The sequence below is a fragment of the Klebsiella sp. 7-CIP_Kleb. genome, assembly GCF_050378655.1.
In the GTDB taxonomy this organism is placed as follows: domain Bacteria; phylum Pseudomonadota; class Gammaproteobacteria; order Enterobacterales; family Enterobacteriaceae; genus Klebsiella; species Klebsiella quasipneumoniae.
The window spans coordinates 23890-37939 of the sequence record NZ_JBNRLJ010000008.1; the positions used below are offsets into that span (position 1 = coordinate 23890).

12 protein-coding genes and 3 pseudogenes are annotated in these 14050 nt (G+C 50.5%); 9 read left to right on the forward strand and 6 right to left on the reverse strand.

The window, feature by feature from the left end; translation table 11 throughout:
* Positions 1-7 precede the first annotated feature (7 nt).
* From tnpC to ACQUTI_RS22090, 3 genes and pseudogenes are all read right to left on the reverse strand, one after another.
* Positions 8-682 (reverse strand): annotated as a pseudogene (tnpC, locus tag ACQUTI_RS22080) (IS66 family transposase); the annotation flags it as partial.
* A 34-nt stretch (positions 683-716) separates the two neighbouring features.
* A pseudogene (locus ACQUTI_RS22085) lies at positions 717-1504 on the reverse strand (site-specific integrase).
* Positions 1505-2148: 644 nt separating this feature from the next.
* Entirely contained in the window at positions 2149-2445 is a 297-nt protein-coding gene (locus ACQUTI_RS22090) for a hypothetical protein (protein WP_225545457.1), read from the reverse strand.
* A gap of 554 nt (positions 2446-2999) precedes the next feature.
* On the opposite strand from ACQUTI_RS22090, the gene pifC reads away from it, so the two are divergent.
* The 4 genes from pifC (at position 3000) to ACQUTI_RS22110 (ending at position 7568) form a co-directional block, all read left to right on the forward strand.
* Entirely contained in the window at positions 3000-4088 is a 1089-nt protein-coding gene (pifC, locus tag ACQUTI_RS22095) for a transcriptional repressor PifC (RefSeq protein ID WP_325909038.1), read from the forward strand.
* 10 nt (positions 4089-4098) lie between these two features.
* Complete coding sequence (locus tag ACQUTI_RS22100) at positions 4099-5472, forward strand: hypothetical protein (protein ID WP_060590536.1); 1374 nt, start codon at positions 4099-4101, stop codon at positions 5470-5472.
* A gap of 184 nt (positions 5473-5656) precedes the next feature.
* Complete coding sequence (locus ACQUTI_RS22105) at positions 5657-6985, forward strand: nucleotide-binding domain-containing protein (protein ID WP_275368966.1); 1329 nt, start codon at positions 5657-5659, stop codon at positions 6983-6985.
* Positions 6986-6992: 7 nt separating this feature from the next.
* On the forward strand, positions 6993-7568 hold the full coding sequence (locus tag ACQUTI_RS22110; protein WP_004206608.1) for an SLATT domain-containing protein: 576 nt from the start codon (positions 6993-6995) through the stop codon (positions 7566-7568).
* 266 nt (positions 7569-7834) lie between these two features.
* On the opposite strand, the pseudogene ACQUTI_RS22115 reads toward ACQUTI_RS22110, so the two are convergent.
* Positions 7835-8077 (reverse strand): annotated as a pseudogene (locus ACQUTI_RS22115) (hypothetical protein); the annotation flags it as partial.
* Between ACQUTI_RS22115 and vapB the strand changes: the two are divergent.
* From vapB to ACQUTI_RS22140, 5 genes are all read left to right on the forward strand, one after another.
* On the forward strand, positions 8034-8264 hold the full coding sequence (gene vapB / locus ACQUTI_RS22120; RefSeq protein ID WP_001261282.1) for a type II toxin-antitoxin system VapB family antitoxin: 231 nt from the start codon (positions 8034-8036) through the stop codon (positions 8262-8264). The pseudogene ACQUTI_RS22115 and the gene vapB sit on opposite strands and share 44 nt — an antisense overlap.
* Positions 8261-8677, forward strand: a complete 417-nt coding sequence (locus ACQUTI_RS22125; protein ID WP_001044770.1) for a type II toxin-antitoxin system VapC family toxin — start codon at positions 8261-8263, stop codon at positions 8675-8677. Before vapB ends, ACQUTI_RS22125 begins: the two co-directional genes overlap by 4 nt.
* Positions 8678-8750: 73 nt before the next feature.
* Positions 8751-10313 carry an ATP-dependent nuclease gene (locus ACQUTI_RS22130; RefSeq protein ID WP_004206609.1) on the forward strand — a complete coding sequence of 521 codons (1563 nt, stop codon included), beginning with the start codon at positions 8751-8753 and terminating at the stop codon, positions 10311-10313.
* A complete protein-coding gene (locus tag ACQUTI_RS22135; protein WP_000361404.1) occupies positions 10298-11320 on the forward strand; it encodes a helicase UvrD in 1023 nt (340 codons plus the stop codon). Before ACQUTI_RS22130 ends, ACQUTI_RS22135 begins: the two co-directional genes overlap by 16 nt.
* 544 nt (positions 11321-11864) lie before the next feature.
* Positions 11865-12773 (forward strand): HNH endonuclease, encoded by a 909-nt coding sequence (locus ACQUTI_RS22140; RefSeq protein ID WP_032411229.1) that lies wholly within the window; start codon positions 11865-11867, stop codon positions 12771-12773.
* A gap of 185 nt (positions 12774-12958) precedes the next feature.
* On the opposite strand, the gene copM is transcribed toward ACQUTI_RS22140, so the two are convergent.
* Positions 12959-13309 carry a CopM family metallochaperone gene (gene copM, locus ACQUTI_RS22145; protein ID WP_004187110.1) on the reverse strand — a complete coding sequence of 117 codons (351 nt, stop codon included), beginning with the start codon at positions 13307-13309 and terminating at the stop codon, positions 12959-12961.
* 147 nt (positions 13310-13456) lie between these two features.
* On the reverse strand, positions 13457-13888 hold the full coding sequence (silE, locus tag ACQUTI_RS22150) for a silver-binding protein SilE (RefSeq protein WP_004187113.1): 432 nt from the start codon (positions 13886-13888) through the stop codon (positions 13457-13459).
* Between the last annotated feature and the right edge of the window lie 162 nt (positions 13889-14050).

Here is a 14050-nt window from a genome sequence, read left to right on the forward strand (position 1 = left end):
GGATGCGTTATTCAGTTGGCAGTACTACGCGCCAGGGTAGCAGTTCGCTGACCCGGTTGACTGGCCAGTCGGCGATGACGTCAAGCACATAGCGGAGGTAGCCTTCTGGATCCATGCTGTTCAGCTTGCACGTCCCGATCAGGCTGTACAGCAGTGCACCCCGCTCACCACCGTGGTTAGAGCCGAAGAACAGCCAGTTCTTTCTCCCCAGACTGACCATCCGCAACGCATTTTCAGCGATGTTATTGTCCGCCTCGGCCCAGCCATCATCTGCATAGTATGCCAGCGCCGGCCACTGGTTTAGCGCATACGTGAACGCCTTCGCCAGCTCCGAGTGTCGCGACAGAGTTTTCATCTTTTCACGCAACCAGCTTTCCAGGGATTTCTGCAGCGGTTTCGTTTTCAACTGACGTTCGGCAAGGCGCTGCTCCGCCGGCATTCCCCTTATTTCCACCTCGATGCCGTACAGTTCGCCGATCCGTCTCAGGGCTTCCTCCGTCAGGGCTGACGGGCTACGAACGTGCACATCGTGGATTTTACGGCGGGCGTGAGCCCAACAGGCGGCTTCCGTTATCCTGCCATCCCGGTACAGCTCGTTGAACCCCGCGTATGCATCCGCCTGCAGCACACCGCAGAACTCCGCAAGATGGTCCAGATAACTTCTGACAGACCTCACCGGCGAGCATGACGTTCGCCAGCATCATTCTCCTAAGTACTTAAATATTCCCTTTCAGCATGGCTACCGCATCCGCTTCGGGCATCTGAAACTGAACTCGATGCCGCGCAGCAACATCAAGTGCAAACACCTTCGTATAGACTTCCGTCGAGCTAATCGATTTGTGGCCCATCAGGCTCTGCAAAACCTTCAGTGGTATGCCGGCATACAGCATGTGCATCGCGTAGGAGTGACGGAACGTATGGGGGGTCACCGGTACTGAGAACGTCACCCCGTCTGCCGCTGCGGCTTCCACCGCTTCGCTAAGCCAGGTGCGGACGGTACGGTCTGTGATCTCCCAGATACGCGCCTTCTCCATTTGCCGGTGCGTTTGTTTCGTCTTTCGAGGGGAATTTTCAGGGTGGCCACCATCATCTGCAGCTGACTGACGTAGTGGTGATCGGAAAGGGGAACCAGACGATGGACCTGACTGCCTGCGGGGGCACGACCTGCCGTCCTGGCCGCTTTCTCGGTGCGCTGCTTGAGCGTGGCCAGCTGCACGAAAGGATACGGCGGCGCCAGCGAAAAATCCCCCCGGGTCAGCGCGAGCGCTTCATTAATGCGCGCGCCGGTGTTCCACAGCGTCGCCAGCAGCATCTTGCGGTGAAGATCCGGCACGTAATGGAGCAGGGCGCTGACTTCCGGCGCCAGAAGGTATTTCGGGAGTTCATCCTGCACGAGCGCCATCTGACGCAGGGCGAGAGCGGCAGGGTAATCGATGGCTACTGGCAGATTCATCGAGGTGTTCCGTGTGTTATCCCTGATACCTGCCGGGAAATTATTATTCATAGTCTAACTCCTGAGCCATCTACTCAGTAACATCAGGCAACCGTTTATATCGGCGGTAAACATTGTTATTATTCCTAATATGCTCCCAGCGCTTCCGATACAAAACACTCCATGCCGACCAACGGTCGTCAGACAACCTGTCCCCAGGCATATCGCATAGCTGACTTAGCCAACGGGATAAACGTATTGCTTTTTAATCCGAGTCTTGCAGACTGCCTGTTAAGTTCGAAAATTCCATACGATCCATCGAAGGGAGTATCTTCATTGAACGCCGCACTTATAGAACTCGCGGCTTCCCTGCAGATGACTGGCAATTCAGCAAGTCTGTACATCAATCCTGGTGGCAGAGAACGCCAGTCCCCAGTAATGGACTCGAAATTGATTTCAGGTAAAGAATACTCAATCCTAATACGTCCATCTTGGTCATATTCCCCTGATTCATTAGCAGAATAAACACAGCGTTGTGCAAAACGCTCCAGCAGAAAAACTAGCTCGGTAGATATAAAGTACAATTCATCGTAACGTTTACGTGCAGCAGTAGCTTCTTCACGCCCTCAGTCGCAATAAACCAGTCAGCCATGTTTGATCCTTATTGAGAAATCCCGCCAGGCATCTGCCAGTGCTTGTACCAGGGTTAGATTCATTCAGTATCCCTGTTTTGCATAATGTGATGCGAGGTTTCTATCCAGAGGTATACCGCTATCAAGCATGACCCCGTTTTTATCAGCAGGTTCACGGCGAGGATTGTTTGCTGAACACACCCATTGCTCTCTGTGCACATCAAGCGTGACCAGAATACGGCCCGACGCGCTGTAAATTTCAAACTGCGCTCTGTATACCGAACCGGTATATCCTGGAGGTAGAGGGTTAATTTTTAGCCATAGGAATTTATGACCACAACGTGTCAGATACTCCCAGACATGAACCATTGATGCGTGCATTTAGCCTCCTAACAAATAGTCACTCAGGGTAATTATGACGCAAGGTATAATTAGCTGAGCACAATCCTGCATCTGTCACCTGGATAAATTTCCCATACTGTAATTATTTTTTTGACTGATAATAAGCAGCCATATAGCCACGATGTTAAATTACCGGATGACCGTTTCCGGCAGATCCGACTTTTCACATTTAGCGAAGTTTCCGGAAGTGTACCACGGTCAGGAAGTAAGCGAAGCACTGTTTTCTGATGCTGCGCGCCGGGTCACGGGGCAGGAGAGGGACACAACATATGGCGTCACTGTCAGCTGGAAACACCGCTACATCTTGTGTTGTCGGGCCGCTGCGCGCCGGTGGGGTTCGCAGAGATCCGGGACTCAGGGTTTTCGGATCTTCGCGGAAATGAGAAGGGGCAGGCAATGCTGTAGCTCTACAATCATCACCTTTAGTAATTAATGATGTATCACAATTTTAGGAATCAAAACAAATTGATTAATGGATAACAATAAAATGCTAGGTTAGCATGAAGAGCAAAACAAACATGCAAGGAACGATGATGCTCAGCCAGCTTAACCTGCGTTTTCATAAAAAGCTGATCGAGGCGCTGAAAGTGCGCGCCGGCCGCGAAAATACTTCGGTCAACGCCCTGGCCGAACGCTTCCTCGATGACGGACTGAAAACGGTCGCGCCCGGCGACGGGTATTTTCAGCTCATTGCCGATCCGGAGGCCACGGTCCGGCAGCTGTACCGGCATATCATTCTCGGCCAGACCTTTGGCACGTCAGCGCTCTCCCGCGACGAACTGCGCTTTGTCCTGGTTCACGCCAGGGAGGCCTTCATGCGCGGGCATAACAGGCTGGCCACACTCCCGGCCCTGGACACGCTGCTGGACATCACCGGCAACCTGCTGGCCTGGCAGGTGGAGCACGACCGTCCGGTTGACGGTCACTACCTGAAGGGGATTTTCCGCCTGGCCGGGAAAAACTGGACGGAAGAGTTTGACGCCTTCCGGGCAGCGCTGCGCCCCGTTGTGGACCAGATGTATGCCGAACACCTCCTGCGTCCGCTGGAGAGCGACTGCTTCAACCTCGCCGATATTCCCGACAGTGCTCTGGCTGGGATTTTCACCCTGCCGCGGCTGAAAACCGTTTTCCCGCTGATGCTGCGCGGGCTGGACTGGAGCGGGGAGAAGGCCCGAGATCTGGCTCAGGAGCTGCGCCCGGTGATCCCGGCCGTCACGCAAACCATTGAGGCCGGTACGCTGCGCCTGGAGATCCGCATCGACGGCCAGCACCCCGGCGCGCGCCCGGGCGCCTGGTATGAGACACCGCGGCTGCACCTGCTGATCACCGGCCAGGACTTCGTGGTGCCGTACGGCTGGGAAGCGTTCTCCGAATTGCTGGGCCTGTTCACGCTGTACGCCCGCCATCCGGAAGCCCTGGCGCACGGCCACCAGGGCGAGCGCGTGATGTTTTCCCCGCCCGGACATGTCACGCCGGAGGGATTTTTCGGGATAGACGGCCTGCGGATTTTTATGCCGGCGGAGGCCTTTGAGACGCTGGTCCGGGAGCTCACTAGGCGATGCGCGGAAGGCACGCTGGCGGAGCCCCTGACCGGTCTGCGCTGCCTGCACGGAGATCTGTGAGGAGACTCCCATGTACAATAACCTTCCCGCCTTAACCGACAGTATTCTGTGGGATAATGGTCTTCTGGCAAAAGACTATTCTGTCCTCGACGCTGAAGCGCTGATGGGAGCACTTAGCCGTTATCTCCACGCGGTCAGCGTACTCCGGAGCGAGTGGCATAATCCCGAACACTCTCCTCTCAGCCTGTGGATTGCCCGTCACGACCAGGTAGCCCTTTATCGACCCGGATTGTTGTCAGCTGAGCGAATAATCCTGACCGATGCGCTGGAAGAAGCGGCATTACGGCTTGAAATTGTTGAATCATCCCAGGCGATGGATCATCTGGTACATAACAGAGAAACCGACAGGCTTGGGGATATCAGAACTGGTGTTGCGCATTTCATTCGTTTTGTTAAGGACAATTTTCTTCTGATTCAGGCCGGTTTCATTGCTTTCACGCCTTGTGAATCAGCAAGGCATGAACAGCAGCGCAGGATGCAGCTCCTGCAGGATAACCCTGACCGGCATTTCCTTCACAGCGTGATGCCTCCGGCTGTGGCTCAGCTCTATGAACGAAGCCTTTCCGTGCGGGGCATCAGGCGAGTGGGTGACGAAGGGCATTTCAGGTTTGTGTCAGAAAAAACATTGCCGGACGAGATCGTGCTGGAATTACGGGATTGCCTCAGTCCTTTCACCAATGCGTATATTTATCAGGAAATGCGGCCTGTCCGGATAAACGAAGACGGGACGTTTATAGCAAGGATCACCCGCGGTAAACATGAAAGCCGTAAAGGGTATGAGCGATGGGTAAACGGAGCCAGAAATCGTAGCATGTACTTTCATTATCGCGGTCTCCTTACTGATATCAGCCAGTCAGCCAGGGCTGGTGCCTCTTTTGTCACTCGTTGTACATTCCAGAGCAAAATACTTCAGAAACTGGATGAACCGGGTAGACTTTCACGTCGGATGCTGGAAATTGAGCTCCCGTTTCTGCAGGACCTGTCTTTACACGACATTTTTCGCATCCGTACCGATTACGAACCAAGCGTGACAGCCTTCAGGCGTTCTTTGCGTGACTGTGCAGTTGAAATGGAGCGCGCGTCCGGTCCGGATGAGATCCGCCTCCTGCAGCAGCGTTTCCGGGAACGTATTGCGGATGAAGGGCTGGATGAACTTCACCAGAAGCTCAGCATATGGAAGCGCAGGAGTATGCAGGACACTGCACTGCTCGCCGTACCGGCAGTGCTGGGTTATATGGGATCACCTTCATTGCTGAATATGGCCGCTGGAGCAGTTAGTCTCCTGCAGGCTGTGTTGGGGGCTCATCGTCATCATGGAGATGTAACCCATCATCCGTCCTGGTTTCTCCTGCGCACCACGGCAATTAAGTGCATGAAGAAGTAGTAATCAGACCGTGCTTAGGCAGAGCATTTCATCTGTCAGGAATGACTTCATGGCTTATTTTTATAGGCTATCCTGTAAAAGTTTAAGTCATAGAGCCATACATAAAGCTCACCTCCGAAGAGCTTGGTTTTTATAAGGTGTAATGATAATGTAAGTTAATGTTTCACATATCAAAGGAAACACCATGAGCCGCAGGGAGTTGTTCAGCGAATTTCTTGAAAATTTGAATCTTGACCTTAAACAGGCAAAAAAGATCAGCTATCACTATCGAAAAATAACCAAGTCATTAAATCTTGCGTTCAGAGGAACTAGTTCCCGGGTAGCAAATCGCTTGAAAGTGGGGTCAGTAGGTAGACATACCGCAATAAAAGGCATATCCGATCTGGATATGCTTTATATTATGCCCCCCAATCAGTATGAATATTATAACCATAAGGATAATGGTCAGTCTGCATTGCTCACAGATGTCAGAAACATTCTGGCGGAAGAATATCCTGACCAGACGGTGAAAAAGGACAGGCTGGTCGTTCAGGTCGTCTTTAAAAACTTTCATGTCGAGGTTCAACCAGTATTCAGACAGGATGATGGCAGCTTTAAATTCCCTGAAAGCTATAATGGGGGAGCATGGCGCATTACAAAACCTCTTCACGAAAAGGCGGCTATGACCGCATTTTCGCGAGATAAATCCAACAATCTGCGCAAGCTGTGTAAAATGATCAGAGCCTGGAAGAACCTGCATGGCGTCAATATGGGTGGCTTACTGATAGACACACTGGCGTATCGCTTTCTTTCATCAACATCAGATTATGACAATACCGGAAATGGCAGTCTGGGAGTCCTCGCCAGAGACTTTTTTGAATATCTGTCAAATGAGGAGAGAAGGGAAAGGTATCTCGCGTTAGGCAGTAATCAATATGTACGTGTTAAATCCCCTTGGTTTGGTCGGGCAGCGAAACACGCGTATGAACTATGTTGTGATGCCTTAGACGCTGAGGGTGCTGCCAGTGAAAATGACCGCTGGCGCAAAGTGTTCGGACGAGCCTTCCCCAGACGTAAGGTGGATATTATGGAAGCCCGCCTCGCTCTGGAATCGCATGCGGCTGATGCTGCTCCCTGGGCCGATACCGAAGAGTTTATAGAGGAAAAATATCCGGTGGATATCAAGTACTCACTCAATCTTGACTGTACCGTAACCCAGGATGGTTTCCCTCCCAGAAGCCTGAGGGAGATGCTTACCAGAAGATTTCGCCTCTCCGCCCGAAAATCTCTCCTTTTCCAGGCAGACCTGACAGAAATGGAGGCAGAGGAACCCTACACCGTTATGTGGAAGGTACTGAACGTGGGTGACGAAGCACGCAGAAGAAATATGATCCGGGGACAAATCGTTCCGGACGGCGGCTACTATACGAAGAAAGAGACTACCGACTTCCGTGGAGATCACGTGGTAGAATGCTATGTGATAAAAAATGAGGTTGTGGTTGCCCGGGCACAGATTGAAGTTCCCATAAGCTGAGGTTTTTATGACGCAATCAGAGATGCTGAAATTAATCGCCCGACACGGTTATAACGTCGGATTTGGCGCTAAGAAAAACTTTGCCACCTATGATCTGATTTGTAAGGCATCCGGTTGGATTAGCTTTATTTCTCTTGCTGTCGGTGTGTTCGCCCTTTTCATTCCTGAGCTGGCCACAAACGTCATCTCCGCGATATTAATTATTTTTGGTGTTGCTACCATGTACATTCAGTTTTATGACTCGGAAAAGCAGAGTTATGAAAGTGCGGGGATTGAGCAGACCAAAATTTTTAATGAACTTGAAGTCATATACCGCAACGTGAAAAGCGATGCAAACTTTGACTATCAGCATACACAGCAATCCATCGACGCTATCATGTCCCGGTTTTACGGTACAGTCATTAGCAAACAGATCTTCGGAAGTAACTGGTACGCACATTATAAATTTTACTGTGAATTTGAGAAAGCATGGGTTGAAGAAGAACTGAACCTGACACTGAAGGATAAAATTCCGCTTTCGCTCTGCTTTCTCGCCGGTCTGGTGATCATTTTCACTATAGCTGTCATCTGGAAAACGTCCTGATGTTGCTGTCGATGAAAAGTTCAGTAAGCTGACTGGCAAATATGCGATGTATATGTATAGCCGGTATCACCATCTAATTTACGTTCAATAAAATTGACCTGCTATTCTGCAGGTCAATTCATACTTCAGACCCTTCCGTTGTCTTACTTGCTCAGAGCGAGGTGTCGCTCCTGGGCTTCATCAGCAGAGTTAGAAGCTGAAGTCTCCTCTATCAACATAACCAGAGTCATGGCAGTCGGTAAATTCGTTACCTAATTAGCCAGTTAAGATCCGGCTTTAGCTTTTTTCGGATCTGACCGGGAAAAGAGAGAATACAACATAGGTTCAACATATCCATATGCCGGGCATCTGCATAGGTGTGGCATACGCATATACTTACCATCTGCATATGCTATGACTATACATATGCTTTGCATCTGCATATACTGAACATAGTCATACAGGCCGGTCGGCCAGGAGGAAATGATGAGAACTGTATCCATTTTTAAAAACGGCAATAACCGCGCCATTCGTCTGCCCCGCGATCTGGATTTTGAGGGAGTGAGCGAGCTGGAGATCGTCCGGGAAGGGGACAGCATTATTTTGCGTCCCGTCCGGCCGACCTGGGGCTCGTTCGCGCAGTTCGAGAAGGCAGACCCGGACTTTATGGCGGAGCGCGAGGACGTTGTCAGCGACGAAGGACGATTTAACCTGTGAACAAGACCTATATGCTCGACACCTGTATCTGCTCGTTCATCATGCGCGAGCAGCCGGAAGCCGTCCTGAAGCGCCTGGAGCAGGCGGTGCTGCGCGGCCAGCGCATCGTTGTCTCGGCCATCACTTATTCTGAAATGCGCTTCGGGGCCACCGGCCCGAAGGCCTCCCCGCGCCACGTCGAGCTGGTCGACGCGTTCTGCGCCCGCCTCGATGCCATCCTGCCCTGGGATCGCGCTGCGGTGGACGCCACCACGGAGATTAAGGTGGCGCTGCGAATGGCCGGGACGCCGATCGGCCCGAACGACACGGCCATTGCCGGGCACGCCATCGCCGCCGGTGCCGTGCTGGTGACGAATAATACGCGGGAATTTGAGCGGGTACCGGGTCTTGTGCTGGAAGACTGGGTAAGATAACGCTGTAAAACAAAACAGGCGGTCTGGCGCAGCCGGACACTCTTTCAGTCAGCGGTATATAAAGGAATAAAAGATGCCTCTGATCACGCGGCTTATGCTGCAAAACTTTAAAAAGTTTCCGGAACTGGACCTGCGCTTCACTCATGACCGTAACATTCTGGTCGGGGACAATGAGTCCGGGAAAAGCACGATTCTGCTGGCCCTTGACCTTGTGCTGAGTGACAGCCGGCACCGGGTCGAGGCATTGGGTGTGGAATCGCTCCTGTCCCAGTCAGCAGTAAGGCAGTTTCAGGAAGGTGAGCGCCGCGCCGATCAGTTACCCGTGCTGACAGCTGACGTTTTCCTGAGTAATGGGGGAGATCCTGACCTGAACGGCAGGCAAAATCTGGCGGGTATCAATGCGGATGGTCTCAGAATGCGTATTGCACCAATGACGGAGGAATACGGCCAGGATATTCACAATGTACTACAGCAGGATCCCGATAATTTTCCCTATGAATACTATTCCGTGCGGTTCAGCACCTTCTCCGGTGGTCATTTCGCCAGCTTCAGACGCTATCTGCGCCATCTGCTCTTAGACAGTGCACGCATCGATAACGAGCACGCCGCACAGGAATATACGCGCACAGTTTACAGCGTCAATGTGCCGGTGGCCGATCGGTACCGGCTTGAAAACAGTTACCGGCAACAGAAAATGCACTTCTGCACCCGGCATCTGTCAGCCATAAACGACACGCTGGAAACGTATCAGTTTGGCGTGCGTTCCGGTGCTAAATCAGGGCTTGAGGCGAATCTGGACATTACCGAGGACGGTATTTCCATTCGTCACCGTGGAAAAGGAAGGCAGTGCTTCATCAAAACGGAGTTTGCGCTGCAGCGGCATCAGCAGCAGGGAGAGCTCCACGTACTGTTGCTTGAGGAGCCGGAAAATCATCTCAGCCATGTCAGTATGAAGAGGCTGGTTAATCAGCTTGCCACTGAACGGCAGACGCAGGTGTTTATTGCCACACACAGCAGCCATATCTCCTCCCGCCTCGATCTGCGTAAGGCAATCCTCCTCGGGTCTGCCCGGCCGGTACTGATGAATGAACTTTCCGCTGAGACTGCCGCCTTCTTCATGAAAGCACCGGATAATAACGTACTGGAATTTGCGCTGGCCAGACGTGTGCTGCTCGTGGAGGGGGATGCTGAGTTTATTCTGATCGAGGCCTTTTATCGCCGCCTGTATGGCAGGGCACCGGAGGAAGACGGAGTTCACATCATCGCTATCGGCGGAACGAGTTTCCGTCGTTATCTTGAACTGGCCCGTCTTCTGGAAAATCGCGTCGCGGCCCTTCGTGATAATGACGGCAACTATCAGCAAAACTGCGATGAACGCTATGCTGACGTGATTTGTTCCCGCTCCCGGGTATTTGCTGATCGCGATAACACCCGATCCACATTTGAAATCAGCCTGTATCAGGATAACGCTGATCTGTGTGATACGCTTTTCCGCGGACCCCGCCGGACACTCACGGTGCAGGAATACATGCTGGCCAATAAGGCAGAAGCAGCATTCCGGCTGTTACAGCTGCACGCCGGAGAGCTGACCGTACCTGATTATATTCAGGAGGCACTGGCATGGATAAGAGAGTGATATTTGCGGTTGCCGGCTCGGGCAAGACCACGCTGCTGATACGACGGTTGAGTGAGGACAGGAGGACGCTGCTCCTGACCTTCACCGTGAATAATGAAGCGCATCTGCGGGCACAGATTATCAGACGTTTTGGCTTTATCCCGGAAGGGATCAGGGTGATGACCTGGTTTGAGTTTCTGCACGGTTTTTGCTTCCGGCCTTTCCTGCAGGAGCAGCTGGCATCGCGTGGCCTGAGCTTCGACCAGCCCCCACCCAGAATACCGCGCACGAATGCCCGGCATTATCAGGATCCCGCCGGACGGCTGTATCACCGGAGGCTCGCACATTTACTGACAGCCCGGGGGTTGCTGCCGGATATCCGTATCCGGCTTGCCCGTTACTATGATGAACTGCTTGTCGATGAAGTCCAGGACTTTGCCGGACATGACTTTAATTTTCTGCTGGAGCTCTGCCGCGCGGAAATCACTGTGCTCTGTTGCGGCGATTTTTATCAGCATACCTTTGATACAAGCCATGACGGCAACGTTAATTCAACGCTGCACGACGACATCACGCGATATGAGGCCCGCTTCGACGCAGCAGGTTTCGCGGTTGACCGGGACACGCTCAACCGGACATGGCGTTGCTCAGCTTCAGTGTGCGAGTTTATCACCGGGCAACTGAACATCCGTATCGCTGCCCATGGGATACATGCCTCCCTGATTGAAACGATCGCAGATACAGAGCGCTCAGCCACCCTGCACGCCGATAATACGGTGATTAAGCTCTTCTATCGTGAACATCACCGTTACGGCTGCTATTCCATGAACTGGGGCGCCAGTAAAGGGCTCGATCACTTTCAGGATGTCTGCATTGTGATGGGATCCTCCCACTGGAAGCTTCTGACCCGTCAGGAACTGGCAACCCTTCCACCGTCGTCCCGTAACAGGCTGTACGTGGCATGCTCACGGGCGCGCGGCAACATTTATTTTGTTCCCGAAACTCATCTGCGCCGATTCCGAAACTGAGTTACCGACTTCTCAGTCGGGCACAAATCAGTAAAAAGCGAGGGTCATCGACGGGAATACCGGCTGGACAGGTGCGGTTCCGGTTCTCGCTTTCCGGAACCTGGCTAACAATATGTAACATTATCATTAAATACAATTATGCCAGTTATTTTTATTCGCAAAATGCTAATAATGTGGCATACACGCCAGTATGAAAACATTGTTAACTTTTTAAGTTCTGAATGGTATGTCGCTTGTGCAGTTAAAAGTGCAGATCATTGAAAGTATTGTACGGTTTTGTTGACCGGAGACTGTTTCATCGTCGCGGATAATGAGCAGAATTATCTGTCCACTATATCTGGGGCAGGCTGAAAACATGGAATGGTTGGTTATGGATGCTGAGATTCTGTCATTTATGAAACAATTTCATTTGTGGTACTGTAAAAATAGTTTTTCTGATTTACCTGAGCTGTGAATATGGCATACTGCAGATGTTACCCGGCCGCACTCATACCGGGTAACGAACTGTGTATTGTGATGATTTTTTTATTACAGGGGGATGATCGTGATCAATAAGATTTGCCAGGTAATTGACGGGGAGTACGTCTGCGACATTGATATCAGTGTGGAAGAATGGAAAGCTCTGTTAATGAATGAAAAGGTTTTTGACTCTAAAAGTATTGAGGCGTTAAAAAAATGGTATATTGAACCAAATCATTCCTGCACATGTTTCGATATAGGCAAAAAGTACGAACAGCACAGTATGAGTGCTAATGGCGTTATTAACGGGCTCGGTGGTAGAGTTCAAAAAGAGCTTGGCAGATTTGAAGTTAAAGGGATCGGCAATATAGCACCCGGCACAAAATTCATTACAGTCATGAAGAGTAAAGAAACCGGTGAAAAACCAAAAAGATACTTATGGACTATTCGTGATGAACTTGTTCAGGCAATTAAAGAACTGGATTTTTTTGGGTCGAAAGAAATAACCACCAATGAGTATTACTCAGACGATGAGTTGATCAACGCCATGGAGGCGAATAATACATTTGATGTCGCGCAGACATTTGAATATACAGGGGAAGCTAAACCAAAGAAACATGCAACAGAAGTAAAAAATGGCGTCTCGTACCCAAGAAGTAAAGGGGTTTCAAAAAATGCACTGAACAAAGCAGGTTACAGATGTGAAGTCGATGGCGAACACCCAACCTTCAGAAGGCGTAACTCTCCCCTGAATTATACTGAACCTCATCACATTGTACCTATGTCCAGGCAGGATGACTTTAACACTTCGCTTGACGTCGAAGAAAATATAATATCGCTGTGTTGCAATTGCCATAAGCAAATTCACCTCGGACAGGGATATGAAGAAATGCTTGAGAAAATATATAATGAGAGAAAGGAGTTGTTAAAACAGGTAGCTATCGATATATCTCTGGAGGATTTGATTCGCTATTATAAAGGACAGAACAGGTGAATGTTATTCAATAGTAATGCTTTTACCTTACTTACAGAGAATGTCATTATTTCCTGGCAGTTACCGATTTGGCGCGTAAAAATACAAAACCCGAAATTAATCGGGTTTGAATTATTTAACGATTAACAGACTCCTGTGTCCAGGAATGATGTAAAATCACGCTTATCGTGACATTTCTGCAAATTTTACTTTTGAGTATCAAGCCATTTATTCATCTGCTCAATTTCACCTTTTTGAGCTTTAATGATGTCCTGCGCGAGCTTTCTCATTTCGGGATCTTTTCCGTATTTTAGCTCAGTCTCAGCCATTGCTATTGCCCCTTCATGGTGTGCTACCATGCCTTTCGCAAAAGCCTTGTCGGGATCGGATTCATTTACAGCAGTCATCATTTTGTCATGCATGTCTTTCATGCCAGCCATATATTCCTGTGACGAAGCTGAGGTAGACATATCAGTCATTTTCATTTCTGAATGTTCTGCTGAAATCGCTGGCAGGGATAACATTAATACTGCAAATAAAGTGTTTCTGGCTTTCATAAAAAATATCCTTTTAGCGTTGATACCCGTTAACTGTAGCAGAATCTGATAAAAATGCCCCCTTTAGGGGGCAAAGATGTTGCAATATATCCGGTTACGGAAAAATCTATCAAGGAAATCAGGACTGCAAAGATACTACCATCGCCGTCAGCCTGCATTGAGCATACGACGATGCGCTTCGGCCATGGCCTGATGTGGGCCGGACTGACCGTTATTCATAAATTCATGGGCAACTGCAGCTCTTTCATGCTCATTCATTGCCGCGAATGACTTTGACGGCCCGGTAGGGGAAACGGTCTGACTTCCCATCATCCTCTGATGACTTTCCACCATTTTCTGGTGCGCATCCGCCGACCCGTTCGTCATGGTTTCATGGGCAATAATGGCCTGTTCATGCTGGTCCATACCGGTCATACGAGGAGCAGTCCCCTGGATCCCGACAGGAGCCGCAGCAGACTGCATCTGGTGAGCAGGAGCCTGTGCATTGTTGACGCGATCATGGATATTCACGGTTTCAGTGGCCCAGGCCGATGAAATTAAACCAAAGCCCAGCAAAGATGCTAATACGATATTTTTCATGATAACTCTCCATTTCTGAATTAGTGATGTCCGGGGAAGTACAACCGGTGTTTTCAGTTCCATAACTGAAACAAGTTCGGCAGCGTTTATTTCTCCGGAAGAGGGCTGGATATTCATTTCCTGGCGTACTCTGACGCCGGGTATTGATGAAGCAATCCAGCC

What these genes read in the sequence shown, in the direction of transcription:
- ACQUTI_RS22090 (WP_225545457.1), bottom strand. Translation starts at nt 2,445, where the DNA reads ATGCACGCATCAATGGTTCATGTCTGGGAGTATCTGACACGTTGTGGT.
- pifC (WP_325909038.1), top strand. Translation starts at nt 3,000, where the DNA reads ATGCTCAGCCAGCTTAACCTGCGTTTTCATAAAAAGCTGATCGAGGCG.
- ACQUTI_RS22100 (WP_060590536.1), top strand. Translation starts at nt 4,099, where the DNA reads ATGTACAATAACCTTCCCGCCTTAACCGACAGTATTCTGTGGGATAAT.
- ACQUTI_RS22105 (WP_275368966.1), top strand. Translation starts at nt 5,657, where the DNA reads ATGAGCCGCAGGGAGTTGTTCAGCGAATTTCTTGAAAATTTGAATCTT.
- ACQUTI_RS22110 (WP_004206608.1), top strand. Translation starts at nt 6,993, where the DNA reads ATGACGCAATCAGAGATGCTGAAATTAATCGCCCGACACGGTTATAAC.
- vapB (WP_001261282.1), top strand. Translation starts at nt 8,034, where the DNA reads ATGAGAACTGTATCCATTTTTAAAAACGGCAATAACCGCGCCATTCGT.
- ACQUTI_RS22130 (WP_004206609.1), top strand. Translation starts at nt 8,751, where the DNA reads ATGCCTCTGATCACGCGGCTTATGCTGCAAAACTTTAAAAAGTTTCCG.
- ACQUTI_RS22135 (WP_000361404.1), top strand. Translation starts at nt 10,298, where the DNA reads ATGGATAAGAGAGTGATATTTGCGGTTGCCGGCTCGGGCAAGACCACG.
- copM (WP_004187110.1), bottom strand. Translation starts at nt 13,309, where the DNA reads ATGAAAGCCAGAAACACTTTATTTGCAGTATTAATGTTATCCCTGCCA.
- silE (WP_004187113.1), bottom strand. Translation starts at nt 13,888, where the DNA reads ATGAAAAATATCGTATTAGCATCTTTGCTGGGCTTTGGTTTAATTTCA.